The 17,390-nt window shown below is 73.6% G+C and carries 13 protein-coding genes; 5 read left to right on the plus strand and 8 right to left on the minus strand.

Annotation, left to right across the window (positions count from 1 at the left end):
• Positions 1-4 precede the first annotated feature (4 nt).
• Entirely contained in the window at positions 5-778 is a 774-nt protein-coding gene (locus RAN62_RS40240) for a hypothetical protein (protein WP_305790160.1), read from the plus strand.
• 13 nt (positions 779-791) lie between these two features.
• Positions 792-1,346 carry a GNAT family N-acetyltransferase gene (locus tag RAN62_RS40245; protein WP_305790161.1) on the plus strand — a complete coding sequence of 185 codons (555 nt, stop codon included), beginning with the start codon at positions 792-794 and terminating at the stop codon, positions 1,344-1,346.
• On the opposite strand, the gene RAN62_RS40250 is transcribed toward RAN62_RS40245, so the two are convergent.
• Positions 1,313-2,245, minus strand: a complete 933-nt coding sequence (locus tag RAN62_RS40250; RefSeq protein WP_305790162.1) for an NmrA/HSCARG family protein — start codon at positions 2,243-2,245, stop codon at positions 1,313-1,315. The genes RAN62_RS40245 and RAN62_RS40250 overlap by 34 nt on opposite strands.
• Before the next feature lie 80 nt (positions 2,246-2,325).
• Here RAN62_RS40250 and RAN62_RS40255 point away from each other — a divergent pair, with 80 nt between their 5' ends.
• Positions 2,326-2,874, plus strand: a complete 549-nt coding sequence (locus tag RAN62_RS40255; protein WP_305790163.1) for a TetR/AcrR family transcriptional regulator — start codon at positions 2,326-2,328, stop codon at positions 2,872-2,874.
• 9 nt (positions 2,875-2,883) lie between these two features.
• On the plus strand, positions 2,884-3,651 hold the full coding sequence (locus tag RAN62_RS40260; RefSeq protein ID WP_305790164.1) for an SAM-dependent methyltransferase: 768 nt from the start codon (positions 2,884-2,886) through the stop codon (positions 3,649-3,651).
• A gap of 134 nt (positions 3,652-3,785) precedes the next feature.
• Here RAN62_RS40260 and RAN62_RS40265 read toward each other — a convergent pair whose 3' ends face one another.
• The 7 genes from RAN62_RS40265 to RAN62_RS40295 form a co-directional block, all read right to left on the minus strand.
• Positions 3,786-5,315 carry a glycosyltransferase family 39 protein gene (locus RAN62_RS40265; RefSeq protein WP_305790165.1) on the minus strand — a complete coding sequence of 510 codons (1,530 nt, stop codon included), beginning with the start codon at positions 5,313-5,315 and terminating at the stop codon, positions 3,786-3,788.
• Positions 5,316-5,464: 149 nt separating this feature from the next.
• The gene (locus RAN62_RS40270; RefSeq protein ID WP_305790166.1) at positions 5,465-6,022 is read right to left on the minus strand and encodes a YbhB/YbcL family Raf kinase inhibitor-like protein; all 558 of its coding nucleotides are present in this window, start codon (positions 6,020-6,022) and stop codon (positions 5,465-5,467) included.
• Between the two features lie 106 nt (positions 6,023-6,128).
• On the minus strand, positions 6,129-7,148 hold the full coding sequence (locus RAN62_RS40275; protein ID WP_305790167.1) for a TauD/TfdA family dioxygenase: 1,020 nt from the start codon (positions 7,146-7,148) through the stop codon (positions 6,129-6,131).
• 45 nt (positions 7,149-7,193) lie between these two features.
• Entirely contained in the window at positions 7,194-8,285 is a 1,092-nt protein-coding gene (locus RAN62_RS40280) for a hypothetical protein (protein WP_305790168.1), read from the minus strand.
• On the minus strand, positions 8,278-9,192 hold the full coding sequence (locus tag RAN62_RS40285; protein WP_305790169.1) for an HpcH/HpaI aldolase/citrate lyase family protein: 915 nt from the start codon (positions 9,190-9,192) through the stop codon (positions 8,278-8,280). The genes RAN62_RS40280 and RAN62_RS40285 overlap by 8 nt, the downstream gene beginning before the upstream one ends.
• The gene (locus tag RAN62_RS40290) at positions 9,189-10,340 is read right to left on the minus strand and encodes a CaiB/BaiF CoA transferase family protein (protein WP_305790170.1); all 1,152 of its coding nucleotides are present in this window, start codon (positions 10,338-10,340) and stop codon (positions 9,189-9,191) included. Before RAN62_RS40290 ends, RAN62_RS40285 begins: the two co-directional genes overlap by 4 nt.
• A gap of 10 nt (positions 10,341-10,350) precedes the next feature.
• Complete coding sequence (locus RAN62_RS40295; RefSeq protein WP_305790171.1) at positions 10,351-11,748, minus strand: carboxylesterase family protein; 1,398 nt, start codon at positions 11,746-11,748, stop codon at positions 10,351-10,353.
• Positions 11,749-11,969: 221 nt separating this feature from the next.
• Here RAN62_RS40295 and RAN62_RS40300 point away from each other — a divergent pair.
• Positions 11,970-17,390: type I polyketide synthase (locus tag RAN62_RS40300; protein ID WP_305790172.1), on the plus strand; the 5,421-nt coding region annotated here is incomplete at its 3' end.

Here is a 17,390-nt window from a genome sequence, read left to right on the forward strand (position 1 = left end):
TCTCATGGGGATGCGATCGATCAAGGGCGGCGTGGCCGGGCTGGCGCTGGCCGGCGCGGTGCTCGCGGGCTGCGGCAACAGCACCGGGGACGGGGGCGACTCGGGCGGCAGCGCGGCCGCGCCGGCGCCCTCGGCCACGACCTCGGCGGCACCCGCGAGCAACGGGGTGGCCGAGCTCGAGCCGGACGCGATTCTGACGAAGGCCAAGGCGGCGCTGCGGGAGGCCGGCTCGTACCGGCTCAAGGGCACGGTCGTGCAGGACAAGCAGCCGATGAAGATGGACTTCAAGGTCGACGGCAAGAATCTGGCCGGCGAGATGTCGTTCGACAAGGCGACGGTGGAGCTGCTGGCGGTCGGCGGCAAGCAGTACATCCGGCCGGACGAGGCGTTCTGGACGATGACGGCGGGCGACGCCAAGCAGGGCAAGGCGCTGGCCAAGCTCATCGGCGACCGGTGGGTGATCGTGCCCAAGGACGAGAAGGACCTGGGGAGCCTGTTCGCCCCGGCCAACGTCGAGGAGCTGCTCGAGCCGGACGGCAAGGTCAGCAAGGGCGATGCCAAGGACGTGGCGGGCACGCCGGCGATCGGGCTGGTGACCAGCGGCTCCGACGGCGGCACCATGTACGTGGCGACCACCGGGGAGCCGTACCCGCTGCGCATCGAGAGCGACAAGGCGAGCGAGGGCGCCATCGACTTCAGCGACTTCGGGGAGAAGTTCGCCGGGATGGAGACCCCGCCCGCGAACGAGGTGCTCGACCTCAAGGACCTGCAGAACTGAGATCGGCGCGACCGTGGTCGTCTTCCCCCGCACGGTCCTGACGACGCCGCGGCTGCGGTTGCGGCCGTTCGCGCCGGCCGACGCCGCCCGGGTGCGGTTCGCGTGCTCGGACGCCGAGACGCAGCGGTGGCTGCCGATGCCGCGGCCGTTCACCGAGGCGCTGGCCGGGTGGTGGTGCAACGAGGAGGCCGAGGCGCGGCGCGCGGCCGGGGACGGCCTCCAGCTGGCCCTGGCCGATCCGCCGACCGACCTGCTGGCCGGCTGCGTGCACCTGAAGAAGACGTCGTGGCCGCGGGGCACGACCGAGATCGGCTGCTGGATGGCGCCGGACTGCCGTGGCCTCGGCTATGCCACCGAGGCCACGGAGGTGCTGGCCGCGTGGGCGCTCGGCCACGAGCTGATCCACCGGGTCGAGCTGACGGCGGCGACCGGCAACATCGCCGCCCAGCGGGTGGCCGAGAAGGCCGGCTTCACCTTCGAGGGGGTCGCGCGCAGCGCCGGGCACACCCACGCCGGCCGGGTCGACCTATGCGTCTACTCGCTGGTGCGCGCCGACCTGGGCTGGTGAGGACCCGGGCGGAGCGTGCGCGTGGCCCAGGTCCGCAGGCCGGTCAGGGCGAACCCCAGGGCGGCGGCGTGCTCCGGCCGGGCCGGCTGGCCGGCGGCGTCGAGGTGGTCCATCGCCTGCACCATGTACGGAGCCATCCCGCGCGCCAGCGCCTCCTCGGTGCTCAGGACCGGGGCGGTGACCGGCCGGCCGAGCACATCGGTGAGCGTGGCGGCCAGCTGCGTCATCGTCAGCAGCTCCGCGGCCAGTTCGAGTTCCTGCCCGTCGAGCCGTCCGGGCTCGATGATCGCGGCCGCCGCCACCGCGCCGATGTCGTCGACGGCGATCCACGACAGCGCCGTGTCCGCGGCGTAGCTGGTGACGAAGACGCCGTCGGCGGCCCAGTCGCCGAACATGGGGGACCAGCCGAGCAGGTTCTCCATGAAGGTCGCCGGTCGCAGCACCGTCCAGTGCGCGAAGCCGGCGTCCCGGACGGCCTCGTCGATCGCCGCCTTGCTGTCCCAGTAGTGGTCGTTCCAGCGTCCGGTCCCGTAGCCCGGCACCGACCGGTGGAAGGCGCCGGCGCCCGACACCGAGGTGTGCACGAACTGCTCGAGCCCGGCGGCCCGCGCCACGTCGACCAGGCGCAGGCCGCGGTCGCGTTCGGCGCTGGTCCCGGCGTCGGCCAGGCTGAGCACCGCGACCGAGAACACGCTGGTCACGCCCGCGACGGCGGACTCCACCGAGGCGCGGTCGTCCAGATCGCCGGTCACCAGCTCGGCGCCGTGGGCGGCCAGCTCCCTGGCCTTCGGGGCGCCGGGGTCGCGGACCAGGGCGCGCACCGGCCGGTCCGCCGCGAGCAGGGCCCGGGCGGTGGCGCCGCCCTGGTTGCCGGTGGCGCCGATCACGAGGGTGGTCATGACTCCTCCTTAAGCGGGGTGGCACCCCGCTTCGTCGGCGCTACGATATGGGGGAGAGCCCCACTTAAGCAAGGGATCCCATGCGAGCCGACGCCCAGCGCAACTACGACCGGATCGTGTCCGTCGCCGACGACCTCGTGTCCCGTGACGGCGCCGAGGTGTCGCTGGAGGAGGTCGCCCGCCGCGCCGGGGTCGGCTCCGCCACGCTGCACCGGCACTTCCCGGGGCGGCTCGCGCTGCTCGAGGCCGTCTTCCGCGACCGGATCGCCGGGCTGCTCGACCGCGCCCGCGAGCTCGCCGAGACCGGCCCGCCCGGCGACTCGCTGGTGGTGTGGCTGCACGAGGTCAACACCTATGTGACCACCTCGCGCGGTCTCGCCGCCGCGCTGCTGGCCCACGGCGAGCACCTGGCCGAGGACGACACGTGCGGCGCGAAGACGGCCGCCGCCGGCGAGTTGCTGGTCTCCCAGGCCAAAGCGGTCGGACGCGTACGCCCCTCGGTGTCCGCCGAGGACCTGATCGTGCTCGTGAGCGGCATCTCCCTGGCGGTCGGCGGCGACTCCGAGCGCTCGCGCCGCCTGCTCGATCTCGCCCTCGCCGGGATCGCCCCGGCGGCGACTTCGGGCTAGGGTCGCGGCATGGATCCGGCCATCGACACCTCGGTCGCGCACCCGGCCCGCCGCTACGACTACTGGCTCGGGGGCAAGGACAACTTCGCCGCCGACCGCGAGTCCGGCGACGCGATCGCCGCCCGGTTCCCCGGCATCCGTACGGCCGTGGTGGAGAACCGCGCTTTTCTGCGCCGCGCCGTCGTCCACCTGGCCCGCGATGTCGGCGTGCGGCAGTTCCTCGACATCGGCACCGGGCTGCCCACCGCGGGCAACACGCACGAGGTCGCCCGGGCGATCGCCCCGGACACCAGGGTGGTCTACGTGGACAACGACCCGCTGGTCCTGGTCCACGCCCGGGCCCTGCTCACCGGCGGCCCCACCGCCTATGTCGACGCGGACCTGCGCGATCCGGACCGCATCCTGGCCGAGGCGGCGGACCTGCTGACCCCGGGGCAGCCCGTCGCCCTTCTGCTGCTGGCCATCCTGCACTTCCTGCCCGACGAGGACGACCCGTACGCGATCGTCCGCCGGCTGACGGCGGCCCTCCCGCCGGGCAGCCACGTCGTCATCTCCCACGCCACGGCCGACTGGCTGCCCCCGGCCGCGGTCGACGAGATCACCTCGGGCCGCCACGGCGCGGGCCGCCTGCGCTCCCGGGCCGAGGTCGAGCGCTTCTTCGACGGCCTCGACCTGCTCGACCCGGGCGTCGTCCCGCTCGCCGACTGGCACGGCGAGCCCGGCCACCCACCGGCCGCCGAGGTCTCCATGTACGCCGGGGTCGCCCGCGTCCCCTGACGCCGCTGCCGGCCGCGACGACGGCAGCTGCGGCTTCGAGCACGGCGCCGGTGACGGCCCGCGGGCGGGGGCCGTGGCGCCGGGAAATCACGACGGGGCGCGGCCACATCAGGCCGCGCCCCGTACACAAGAGATCAGGCGGCGACCCGGTCACGCGAGTCGTAGTGCTCGATCCGCGACCACAGCTGCGCCCAGTCGCCCTGGAAGCCGGTGCACAGCCACACCGGGACGTCGGCGTTGATGCCGAGGTAGCCGTCCGGGTTGCCGGTGTAGCGGGCCACCTCCTTGGCCTCGGTGAACGCGGCGCGGAACTCGGCGGGCGGCTCGTCGCCGACCCACACCACCGTGGTCACGCCGGCGGCGGGCGGGCCGAAGGCGGAGTAGCCGCGGTCCGGGCTGTAGGCCTTCGGCAGCCCCTTGTCCTCCCCGTACGCGTCCAGGGCGCCCGCCTGCCGATAGGTGTCCGTGACCAGCGCCACCGGGCCGGGGCCGGCCGACTTGTAGGCCTGGGCGACCGTGTCGACGAGCTGCGGCCAGCCGGTGCTGCCCCGGGTCAGGATGTTGACCTGGGCGCCGGTCGAGACCGGGAGCACCGACAGCGACAGCGGCACGGCGATCAGGGCCGCGAGGATCAGCCCCGGAGCACCGGCGACGACCCGCCACACGCGCCCGGTGAGGCCGATCGAGCCCGCGGCGAAGAGCAGGGGCAGCAGACCCCCGGTGTACGTGTGCCGCCCGCCCGCGATCAGGAACGCCAGCACGACGCCGGCGGCGGTGATGCCCAGGAACCGGTGCGACGGGTTGCGCCACAGCCGGATGACGCCGCGGATCGCCAGGGCCACGCCGACCGGGATGCCGGCGTAGAAGAGCACGAGCGGCAGGAAGCCGAGCCGCCCGCCGGCGTCCTGGGCGGCCTCCTCGGCGATCACCCGGGACATCTCGATCTGCGGCCAGTCGTGACTAGCCTGCCAGAGCAGACCGGGGACGGCGCTCAGGACGGCCACGGCGCCGCCGATCCACAGCAGCGGGCGGCGCAGCATCTCCCGCGGGCCGGCGATCAGCACCGCGATGATCATGACGGCCCAGAGCGACACGACGAGGTACTTGTTCTCCAGGGCCACCGCGGTGACCAGGGCGGCGATCAGCAGCAGCCGGTCCTGGCGCAGGCGGTTCCAGCGGGCGACCAGCCACAGCACCGTCGCCCACAGGGCCGAGTCGATGGCCGTGGTCGCCAGCGTGGCGCTCAGCGACAGCAGCAGGATCGAGGTGGCCGTGGTCAGGGCGGCGGTCGTCTGGGCCCGCCGCTCCCCGCCCAGCTCCCGGGCGGTGAGGGCGCTCAGCACGATCATGGCCACCATGCACAGCGTGGCCGGCAGCCGCAGCAGCACCAGCGAGTGCGCGATCGACCAGAGGCCGTGGGCCAGCACCGGGGCGAGCGGCGGCTGGTCCACGTAGCCCCAGGCGGGGTGGCCGCCGGCGCCGATGAAGTAGAGCTCGTTGCTGTAAGCCCCGATGCGCCCGCTGACCGCGGTCATGAGCACGGCGACCGCGGCGGCGGTGATGAGCACCGGCCGCCAGGCGATCGGGGGCGTGGCGGCGCCGGCGCCGACGGCGGGTGGTGGCGCCTCGTGGCTGGGCGCGTCGGCACTGACTTGTTCGGTCATCGGTGGGGCTCCTTCTCGCCACGCGGTCCGTGGGCGGCGGCCGATCGTACATGATGGACGGACGCCGCCGGCCCCACTGCGACCCAGACGCTAGGGCCCGCACCACCGTCCCGGGCATCCCCAGACCTGGTAGTTCCGATCGTGGTTTGTCACGGGTTGTCGTAGAAGCCGTCGATGCGTCCCCGGGCGAGCACCGGGCCGGCCGCCGCGACGACGGCGGCGGGCTTGGCCGCTTCGACGTCCGCGGCGAGCGGCTCGCCGAGGGCGAACAGCTGGAACGCGTACCGGTGGGGGCCGTGGCTCTTGATCGGGGCCGGCCCGAGATAGCCACGGCCCTTGCCGGACTGCAGCGGCCGCACGCCGGTCGCCGGGCGCTCGCCGTCGAGTGCGCCGCGATCGAGGCTGGTCAGCCCGGGCTCGAGGAGGAACACGCCGTGGTTGAACGGCTTGGGGGTGGGCGCGTCGGGGTCCTCGACCACCAGCAGCAGCTGGGCCGTGCCCTCGGGGGCCGCGGTCCAGGCCAGCGCGGGCGACGCGTCCTCGCCGCCGAGCTTGCGCCCGGCGTGCACGACCGGCAGGGTCTCCTCGTGCCCGAAGTCGGGGCTGGTCACGGTCAGGGTCTCCGGGCCCGCCAGGTGCGGGGCGTGCCAGGCGAGACCCGCCTCACCCGCGCGCCGGTTCTTGAGCAACTTTCCGAGCAGTGCCATGACTTCTCCCTGCCGGGGCGTGAGACAAAGGGGCGGCAATGCCGACCAGATGGTGGCAATGCCGCCCAACCTACCATTTGCGTACGTCCACGATGGACGCCGCGGCTCAGGCGGGGATCGCCACGCCGAGCTCGCCGGCCTGCCGCCGCTGGAACTCGCCGAACTCGCCCCGCAGTTGCCAGCGCGTCCCGGCGCCGCGCAGGGTCCCGCCCTCGCGGGTGCCCCACGCCGCCTCGTAGCCCGGCGGCAGCGCGCGGCTCGACGGCACGGAGAACCACATCCGCAGCAGGTGCCGGCCCACCTCGGGCTCCTCGCTGGCGAAGGCCGTGCGGCCGTGCAGCACCAGGTGGTTGTTGATCATCTGCAGGTCGCCGGGCTCGAACTGCATGGTGGTGACCAACTCGGGCCGGGCGGCGATCTCCTCGACCTTCTCGATGGCCTGGATCTGCCGCTCGGTGAGCCGCGGCGCGTCCGGGTTGTCCTGGCTGCGCAGGACCCGGCGGATGTAGAAGCGGGTCGTGGTGCGCCCCTCGTGCCGCCCGAAGACCGGGCTGAGGAAGACGTCCGGGTGCTCGTCGTCCGGGGACGCGACGTCGGCGAAGGGCAGCGGCTCGTAGAGCGCGCTCAGCAGGTCGGGGCATTCCCAGGACATCTGCTGGCGTACGGCCTCCGCGCTGACCACCAGGCTGGTGCCGCCCTGCGACGCGGCGCGCCGGCAGAGCAGCGTGACGACGTCGGTCGAGTCGATGTGGAAGCCGATGTGCTGGTTGGACGTGTGCACGCGCAGCTTGCCGGCCCGCCGCTCGTCGCGGATGTCGACCATGCTCGCGTCGTTGTTGTTCTGGATCATCGGGACGCCGATGTACATGCCGAGGCCCCAGTAGAGCCGGCGCACCTCGTCCTCGCTCTTGTCGTCGACCGGCACGCCCCGGACCAGCGCGAAGCCGGGCTCGTTCTCGATGGAGTCGACGACGGCCCGCAGCCGGGGCCCGAGGGCCGGCAGCGGGAAGTCGGCCGGGCTCGCGGCGAAGTTCGACTTGCCGCTCTTGAGCAGTACGGCCAGCGCGTCGTCGATCTCGGCCGCCTCGGTCCGGTCGAGCTGGTGCAGCCACGGTTGGTCAGCCATCACTTGGTTCCTTTCCCTGGATTGACGGTCCGCCGGGCAGGCGCGTCAGTAGATGCCCTCGATCACCCGCTCGCCGCCGAAGGTCTCGACCGGCTTGGGGTCGGCCACCGAGTCGCCGAACTGCCCGTCGGGCCCCGGCACGCGTACGGCGGAATCCCGCTCGAGGTTGTTGGGCGCGAAGAAGCCCTTGCTCACGTGGTTCATGACGACCTGACCGCGGCGCCCGTAGTCGACCGTCTCCCGGGTCCGCGGGTCGACGACGCGGAAGGTCACCACCGGCGTGTACGGGTCGTAGATCACGTGATCGCCGGTGCCCGTCCCGGAGCGCTCGGCGGCGCCCTCGAGGATCATGGCGCTGTTGTAACGGCTCACCATCCGTACGTCCGGGAAGTGCACGTGCTGCAGCTCGTAGCGCTCGTCGGCGGTCATGTGCGCGCCGCCCCAGAACACCACGCTCACCTTGGCGTTGATGAGCTCGGCCAGCAGCGGGCGCCCCGAGCAGGCGCGCAGCAGCGGCGGCGTGATCACCAGCAGGCCGACGTGCTGGGTGGTCAGGACGTGCTCGATCTGGTCCAGCACGTGTTCCACGTACGCCTTGACCTGGTCGTTCTCGCCGCGGGCGATGAGCTTCTTGACCCAGCGGGGGTCGACGTCGATGGTGAACTTGATCGTGTTCTGCCGGCGCACGACGTCGTCGTACTGGCCGCCGATCTTGTGCGGCCCGGTCGGCGTGGCGATGAGGATGTTGCCCGGCTCGCGGCCCGCGAAGACCGGCCCGGCGAGCATCCGGTCGATCGAGCTGTCGAACCAGTCGGGCATGAGGATGACCCGCTTGGGGGCGCCGGTCGTGCCGCCGGTCTCGAAGACCTTCGGGGCCGGCGGCCGCGGGCCGTAGCCCTGCGGGATCAGGTCCTCCACCGGGATGTCACGCAGCTCGTCGACGACGTTGGGGAACAACGTCAGGTCGTCGTAGGTGCGCACGTCGGTGAGCGGATCGAAGTCCAGCGACTCGGCCCGCCGCAGCCAGAAGCGCGACCCGGTGTCCGGCCCGAAGTGCCACCGCAGCGCGGTCCGCAGATAGGCCTCGGGGTCGGCGGGGCGGATCGCCGGGTCCAGCACAGCCCAGGGGTCAGTCATTCCGAACCTCCGTCGGTCGGGGTGTCGCGGGCACGGACTCGGCGACCAGGTCCAGCGCGGTCGCCAGCTCCAGCACCTGGCGGGCGCGGGCGAGGGCGGGCGGGCCGACCATCTTGCCGCGGGCGGTGATCACGATCGACCGGCTCTCCGTGGCCGCCAGGTCGGCCGCCGCGAACACCTCCAGCGCGTCGTCGATCTCGTCGGTCGTGGGCGTGTAGACCTCGTGGATGATCGGGATCTGGGCCGGGTGGATCGCCATCCGGCCGAGGAACCCGAGCCGGCGGCCGTGGCGGCTGGTGACGCGCAGGCCGCGCAGGTCACGCGGTTCGGCGTACACGCTCTGGATGGGGTTGGGCAGGCCGGCGGCGCGCGCGGCGACGATCACCCGGGCCCGGGCGCTGTCCATGGTCGGGCCCTCGTTGGTGGTGTTGAGGTCCGCGCGCAGGTCGGACTCGCCCAGGCCGATCATGGTCACCCGCTCGGACGCGGTGGCCAGCTCGTACGCGCGCTCCAGGGCCTCGGCCGACTCGATCAGCACGTGGATGCGCCCCGGATGGCCGAGATCGTCGAGCAGCCCGGCGACCAGGCGCACCTCCTCGGGCGAGGACACCTTCGCCACGCGCAGCCCCGCGAGGCCCGCCCCGGCGACGGCCCGGATGTCGTCCTCCCACAGACCCGAGGACACCGGATTCACGCGTACGTACGTGGGCTTGACGGCCGCGGAAGTGACCGCCTCGGCGACGATCTCCCGCGCCCGGGGTTTCTCCGGCGGCGGGACCGCGTCCTCGAGGTCGAGGATCACCGCGTCGGTTCCCGTGTCGTAGGCGCGCGTTATCCGGTCCGGGTGGTGGCCGGGCACGTAGAGGCAGCTGCGGAAGATCTGCCGCCGGTCCGGGTCGGCATTCATGCTTCGCCCTCTCCTGTCACTTCCTCGGTGTGCGCGCCGACGGGCGGCCCGGCCCAGCCGATGCGGCCCGGCGTGGCCGACAGCCGGAACGGCAGGCCCGGCATGCGGACGGTGCCGAGCTCGGCGTCGGGCACGGCCACGGTCAGCCCGCGCGCGGCGAACTGGGGATCGGCGAGCACGTCGTCGACCTCGTAGATCGGGGCGACGGCCGCCTCGGCCCGCTCGAACTCGGCAATGACCTCGTCCCGCTTGCGGGCGGCGATCCACGGGCGGACCGCCTCGTCGAGCAGCTCGCGGTGCGCGGCGCGGCCGCTGCCGGTCGCGAACCACGGCTCGGCGCTCAGCTCCGGGCGCCCGACCAGCCGCACGATCCGCTCGGCGATCGAGTGCGCCGACGCCGACACCGCGACCCAGCGGCCGTCCGCGCACCGGTAGACGTCGCGGGGCGCGCTGTTGTGGGAACGGTTGCCGATCCGCTCGGGCTTGACGCCGAGGTGCTCGTACACGGTGAGCTGGGCCCCGAGCGCGCCGATCAGGGTCTCGGTGATCGCCACGTCCGCCACCTGCCCGGTGCCGATCGTGTCGCGGGCGCGCAGCCCGATGAGCACGGCCAACGCGGCGTGCAGCCCGGCCACGGCGTCACCCAGGGGGAACGACGGCAGCAGGGGCGGGCCGCCGGGCTCACCGGACATCGCCGCCAGCCCGCTCATCGCCTCGGCCAGCGTGCCGAAGCCGGGCCGGCGCGCGTACGGGCCGTCCTGGCCGAACGCGGTCACCCGGGCCAGCACCAGCCGCGGGTTGGCCGCGGCGAGCACGTCCGGGCCCAGCCCCCAGCGTTCCAGGGTGCCGGGCCGGAAGTTCTCGATCAGCGCGTCGGCCCGGGACACCAGCCGCAGGAACCGCTCCGCCCCGGCGGGCTCGCGCAGGTCGAGCACGACGCTCTTCTTGTTGCGGCCCAGCACCTTCCACAGCAACGGGACGCCGTCCTGGGCGTGGCCGAACCCGCGCACGGGGTCGCCGGCCGGCGCCTCGACCTTGATGACCTCGGCGCCGTAGTCGCCGAGCAGCCGTGCCGCCAGCGGTCCCGCGAAGAGCGTGGACGCGTCGATGACGGTGAGACCGGCCAGGGGGAGCGGAGTGTCCGACACGGTGAGCCCCTCAGTGCCCCGGCGCGGCGATCCGGTGCGGCTCCGCATTTTCCGGCGACCAGGGCTGCCACGGGGCACGGCCGTCTCGGGCCAGCGCGAGCAGGGCGGCCTGGTCGAGCGCGGCGACCGCCCGGTCGTCCTCGGTGCCGGTCTCGCCCTCGGGATCGAGGAACAGCGAGGCCACGTCGGCGCCGTGCACCGGCCGTTTCGCCACGGCGGGATAGGACAGGGCGGTCTGCCAGTTGGTCGTCGGCGCGTAGTCGAACTTCTGCCGCCAGCCGGTCCCGCCGCCCTCGTGGTGGGCGGTGATCAGGCGCCGGGCCGGGCCGACCCAGCGGTACTCCGACAGCTGCCGCACCTTCTCCTCGTGCGGCACCGACTGGTCGCTGTCGGCGAACACCCGTTTGTACGCGTGATCGACCGCGCCCCACGCGTCCCACACGCCGGCCTCCTCGGCCACGTTGGACACGAGCAGCGAGACGCCGGACATGAGCCCGCCGGCCAGGGCTTCGAGGGGCGCCCGGGGCAGGATCCGGCCGTCGACGAAGGGCCCGTACCGGACGATGATGGGGCCACCGGCGCGCGAGACGCTCTGCTTCAGCAGTCGCCGGTGCACCGTGCGCAGGCCCACGTTGGGCAGCGCGGCCAGCTCGGCCGGCGTCGAGGCCAGCGGGCCCGCGGCGGCCAGGAACTCCTCGGCGAACTCCGCGGCGTCCTTCTCGGCCATCGGGGCCTGCGCGCCGCTGTAGAGGGCGGCCTGGCGGAACAGGCCCTCGGCGGCCGGGGCCCCGAGCAGCGCGCCCAGGTCGGAGCCGCCGGAGGACATGCCGAAGACGGTCACGTTGTCGGGGTCGCCGCCGAACGCCCCGATGTTCTCCTTCACCCACCGCAGCATCAGGATCTGGTCGAGCAGCGCCAGGTTCGCGCTGTCCTCGAACGCCGGGTCCAGCGCGCCCAGATACAGCCAGCCCCACGCCCCGAGCCGGTAGTTCGGCGTCACGACCACGGCGTTGTGCCGGGCGGCGAAGTGCCACACGTCGATCATCGGGGTGCTGCCGGCCCCGTACGCGCGGCTGCCGAAGTGCAGCCACACCAGCACCGGGCGGCGGGCCTCCGGGTCCGGCCCGGGCGACCACACGTTCAGATTGAGGCAGTCCTCGCTCTCGGCGACCTCCGGGAAGACCGACGACGGGCTCTTGCCGGCCACGATCGGCAGCTGCCAGCAGATCGGCCCCCAGTGCCGGCCGTCGATCGGCTCGCCGGCGGTGGCGGGCACCGGCGGGCGGAAGCGCTGCTCGACCCGGCCGTAGGGGATCCCGCGCCAGTTGGGCGTACCGCGGTCGAGGAAACCGCGCACCGATCCGGACGACGTCTCCACCACCAGATCCCGGTCAATGTGGTCACCCAAGGTGGTCAGCTCCCAAGGTCGAGGACGGGTCGAACCCGCGTCGATCGTTCCAGCCGGGACCCGGCCCGGGTACCACCAGCACTGGTGGTTGTCGGCCCGGAAACGCTTACGGACTACCAGGTTCGGGGAATTCGCCGCGCTCCGGAGCGGGTTAGCTTGGGATCTCCGCCACCCCTGCCCGAGCGCTCGTCAGGGGGCATTCCCCCGACCGGAGGTGTTCGATGGGTGCTGCGCGCGCCGACCGTCTCGTCGCAGTGGTCGGTCTCTCGTGCCGCCTGCCCCAGGCCCAGGACCCGGACGCTCTGTGGGAGCTGCTGCGGTCCGCGTCGTCGGCCGTGACCGGCGCAGGAGCCGGCCGCTGGCCCGGCGCCGCGGACCCGCGCGTGCACCGCGGCGGCTTCCTGGACCGGGTCGACGCCTTCGACCCCGGCTTCTTCGGCATCGCCCCGCGCGAGGCCGTCGAGATGGACCCGCAGCAGCGGCTCGCCCTCGAGCTGAGCTGGGAGGCCCTGGAGGACGCCGGCATCGTCCCCGGCACCCTGCACGGCGAGCCGGTGCCCGTCTACGTCGGCGTGATGGCCGACGACTACGCCAAGCTGCGGCTCGCCGGGGCCGGCGACGACCTCGACCGGTACACCCAGGCCGGCACCCAGCGCGCCCTGATCGCCAACCGCATCTCGCACTTCCTGGGCGTGCACGGCGAGAGCATGGCCGTCGACACCGGGCAGTCGTCCTCGCTGGTCGCCGTCCACCTGGCCTGCGAGGCCCTGCTGAGCGGCCGGGCCACCGCCGCGCTGGCCGGCGGCGTGCAGCTCAACCTGCTCGAAGAGCCGGCGCTCATGGCGGCGAAGCTCGGCACGCTGTCCGCCGACGGGCAGTGCTTCACCTTCGACGCCCGCGCCGACGGGTACGTGCGCGGGGAGGGCGGCGGCTTCGTCGTGCTCAAGACGCTGGACCGCGCGGAGGCCGACGGCGACGACATCTACGCGGTCATCCGGGGCACGGCCACGAACACCGGCGGGTCCGAGCGTGGGCTGTCCGTGCCGAGTGCGGCGGCTCAGGAGGCGGTGCTGCGGGCGGCGTACGAGCGGGCCGGCGCGGACCCGGCGCAGGTACAGTACGTCGAGCTGCACGGCACCGGCACCCGGGTGGGCGATCCGATCGAGGCCGAGGCGCTCGGCGCTGTCCTGGGGCGTGGGCGGCCTGCCTCGCGGCCGCTCGTCGTGGGCTCGGTGAAGACGAACATCGGTCACCTGGAGGGTGCGGCCGGCATCGCGGGTCTGCTCAAGACGGTGCTGATGATCCGGCACCGGGCGGTGGCGGCCAGTCTGAACTTCGCGTCGCCGAACCCGGACATCGCCTTCGACGAGTGGCGGCTGCGGGTGGCCACGTCGTCGTCGCCGTGGCCGGAGCCGGCGGAGCCGCTGCTGGCCGGGGTGTCCTCGTTCGGCATCGGCGGATCCAACTGTCACGTGGTGCTGTCGTCCGCGCCCGTGCCTGCTTCGGCCGCGCCCGAGCCTGCTTCGGCCGGCGTCGCTCCGGGTGACGCCGGGCCGGGCGTCGTGCCGTTGGTGCTGTCGGGCACGTCGGACGAGGCCGTGCGCGGGCAGGCGGCACGGCTGCTCGCGCGGCTCGAGGCGGATCCGGGCCTGCGCCCGGTGGATGCCGGCTGGTCGCTGGTGCATACGCGGGCCGCCTTCGACCACCGGGCGGTGGTGGTGGGCGACCGGGAGGCGTTGCGGTTCGTCGTTCCCGGGGTTGCCCGGGCGGACGGCCGGGTGGGGGCGCTCTTCACCGGGCAGGGCGCGCAGCGGATCGGCATGGCCCGTGAGCTGTACGAGTCGTCGGAGGTCTTCGCGTCGGCGGTGGATGCGATCGTCGCCGAGCTGGGTCTGCCGCTGCTGGACGTGATGTGGGGCGACGACCCGGAGCTGATCAATCAGACGGGGTGGGCGCAGCCGGCGTTGTTCGTGGTGGAGGCGGCGCTGTTCGAGGTGCTGCGGTCCTACGGCGTGACGCCTTCCTTCCTGCTGGGTCATTCGATCGGCGAGCTGACCGCCGCTTATGTCTCCGGTATGTGGTCGCTGGCCGATGCCTGCCGGGTGGTGGCGGCCCGGGCGCGCCTGATGCAGGCGTTGCCGGCCGGCGGCGCGATGGCGACGATCGAGATGCCGGAAGGCGACGTGCCCGAGGGCGTCTCGGTCGCGGCGGTCAACACGGCCGGCTCGGTCGTGGTGTCCGGCCCGCAGGAAGCGGTGGACGCGCTGATTGCCTCGGCGACGGGGAAGGTGACGCGGCTGCGGGTTTCGCACGCGTTCCACTCGGCGTTGATGGACCCGATGCTTGAGGACTTCGCCGCGGTGCTGGCGACGGTGGAGTTCCGCGCGCCGCGGATCCCGATCGTGTCGAATCTGACCGGTGCGCCCGACGATGCCATGCAATCGGCTGACTATTGGGTCCGGCAGGTGCGCGGGACGGTGCGGTTTGCCGATGGGGTGCGGTGGCTGGCCGAGCAGGGTGTGTCCACGCTGGTCGAGCTGGGACCCGACGGGGTGCTGTCCGGGCTCGTGCCGGACAGCGTGCCGATGCTGCGGCGCAAGCACGACGACCGGACCGCCGTGCTCACCGCCGTCGGACACCTCTGGACGCACGGCGTCGCCGTCGACTGGGATCCCGCCTTCGCCGGTGCGGATCCGCGGCGGGTCGCCCTGCCCACCTATGCCTTCCAGCGGGAACGCTACTGGCCCGGCGTCGTACCCGGATCCCGTCCGGCGCCCGCGGCCCCTCCCGTGCCCGTGCCCCCGTCCTCGTCTGTGCCCGCGCCTTCCTCCTTGTCCGCGCCCGCGCCCTCGTCCGTGTCCGCGCCGGTCGCCGAGGGGCAATCCCTGCGGGACCTGGTGCGGGAGGCCGCGGCTGTCGTGCTGGGACACCGTCCCGACACGCCCCTCGACACCCACCGCACCTTCCGCGAGCTGGGTTTCGACTCGCTGAGCGGGGTCGAGCTGCGCAACCTGCTGCAGTCCCGGACCGGCGTCGAGCTGCCCTCCAGCGCGGTGTTCGACTATCCGACGGTCGCGCGGCTGGCCGACCATCTCGCCGGGGGATCCGAGCTCGCCCCGCCGCCCGCACCGGCCGACGTCACCGGGGATCCGATCGTGCTGGTCGGCATGGCCTGCCGGTTCCCGGGCGGAGTGTCCGGCCCGGACGCGCTGTGGCGCCTGGTCGCCGACGAGACCGACGCGATCGGTCCGTTCCCCGCCGACCGCGGCTGGGACCTCGACCGGCTGCGAAGCGTCTCCGCCACCGACCGCGGCGGCTTCGTCGACGGCGCCGACGGGTTCGACGCCGCGTTCTTCCGGATCTCCCCGCGCGAGGCCCTGGCCACCGACCCGCAGCAGCGGCTGCTGCTCGAAGTGTCGTGGGAAGCCCTCGAACAAGCCGGCATCGACCCCGGCACGCTCGCGGGCAGCCCCACGGGCGTGTTCGCGGGCGCCTACGGATCCGGGTACGGCGACCTGGTGTCCCGCGAGCAGCTGCAGGGACACCTGCTGACCGGCGGCGCCGGCAGTGTGATCTCGGGCCGGGTCGCCTATGCGCTCGGGCTCGAAGGCCCCGCGGTCAGCGTGGACACCGCCTGCTCCTCGTCGCTGGTGGCCATGCACCTCGCCGCGCAGGCGTTGCGGGCGGGGGAGTGCTCGCTCGCCCTGGCCGGCGGGGTCAGCGTCATGGCCACGCCCGAGATGTTCCTCGAGTTCACGGCGCAGAACGGGCTGTCGGCGGACGGCCGGTGCAAGTCGTTCTCCGACACCGCCGACGGCACGGGCTGGTCCGAGGGCGTCGGCATGGTCGTCCTCGAACGCCTCTCCGACGCCCGCCGCAACGGCCACGACGTGCTGGCGATCATGCGGTCCAGCGCGGTCAACCAGGATGGCGCCTCCAACGGCCTGACCGCCCCGAACGGCCCCTCCCAGCAGCGCGTCATCCGCCAGGCCCTCGCCGCGGCGGGTTTGTCTCCGGCCGACGTGGACGCGGTCGAAGCCCACGGCACCGGCACCCGGCTCGGCGACCCGATCGAGGCGCAGGCGTTGCTCGCCACCTACGGCCAGGATCGTGACCATCCGCTGTGGCTGGGATCCCTCAAGTCCAACATCGGGCACACCCAGGCCGCGGCCGGCGTCGGTGGCGTCATCAAGATGGTTCAGGCGTTGCGCCACGGGGTCCTGCCCAAGACGTTGCACGTCGAGGAGCCGACGTCGCAGGTCGACTGGGAGCAGGGCGACGTCCGGCTGCTGACCGAGGCGATTCCGTGGCCCGACAGCGGCCGCCCGCGCCGGGCCGGCGTCTCGTCCTTCGGCGTCAGCGGCACCAACGCCCACGTCATCCTCGAAGCCCCGGAGAGCCCGGCCGCGATCACCGCGCCGCCGGCCCCGGACGACGAGGGCGTGGTGCCGTGGGTGCTCTCGGGCACCTCCGACGAGGCCGTCCGCGCCCAGGCCACCCGGCTCCTGGCCCACGTCGAGCAGGATCTCGCGCTGCGCCCGGTGGATGTGGCCTGGTCGCTGCTCACCTCGCGCGCCGCCCTCGGCCACCGGGCCGCGGTGGTGGGCGCCGGCCGCGACGAGCTGCTGGCCGGACTGCGCGCCACGGTCGCCGGTGAGGTCGTCCCGCGGGCGGCGCGGCCGGGCGGCAAGGTCGTGTTCGTCTTTCCCGGGCAGGGCGCGCAGTGGGTCGGCATGGCCCGGGAGCTGCTCGGTGCCTCGCCGGTGTTCGCCGCGTCGATGGATGCCTGTGCTGAGGCGCTGGATCCCTTCGTCGACTGGTCGCTGCCGGACGTACTCGGCGACGAGGCAGCCCTGCAGCGGGTCGACATCGTCCAGCCGGCGCTCTGGGCCGTGATGGTGTCGCTGGCGGCGGTCTGGCGCTCGTTCGGGGTCGAACCGGCCGCGGTGATCGGCCACTCGCAGGGCGAGATCGCGGCCGCTTGTGTCGCCGGCGCGCTGTCCCTCTCCGACGGCGCACGCGTGGTGGCCCTGCGCAGCCGGGCGATCGGGGAGCAGCTGACCGGCGGCGGCATGATGGCGCTCTCCGTGCCGGCCGCGGCGGCGGAACAGCTGATCGCCGACCGGCCCGGGCTGTCGCTGGCCGTCGTCAACGGTCCGGCGGCCACCGTGGTCTCCGGCGACGCCCACGCCCTCGACCTGCTGCAAGCGCACTGCGATGAGCAGGGGATCCAGGCCCGGCGGATCGCGGTCGACTACGCGTCGCACTCCGAGCTGGTCGAGCGGATCCAGGACCGGCTGCTGACCGATCTGGATCCCATCCGCCCCCAGTCGTCCACGATTCCGGTGATCTCGTCGGTGACCGGCGAGCCGATGGACACGGCCGCGTGGGACGCCGCCTACTGGTACCGGAACCTGCGCAGCACCGTGCTGTTCGAGCAGGCGCTCACGGCCGCCGCCGCGGATCTCGTGGTCGAGGTCAGCCCGCATCCGGTGCTGCTGCCGGTCGTCCAGGACGTCGTGCCTGTCGTCGGCACGCTGCGCCGGGGCGAGGGCGGGTGGCGCCAGCTGGTTTCCGCCGTGGCCCAGGCCCACGCGTACGGCGCCGAGGTCGACTGGACCCCCGTCTTCGCCGGGCGCGGG

The sequence above is a fragment of the Symbioplanes lichenis genome, assembly GCF_030709675.1.
Taxonomy (GTDB): Bacteria; Actinomycetota; Actinomycetes; order Mycobacteriales; family Micromonosporaceae; genus Actinoplanes; species Actinoplanes lichenis.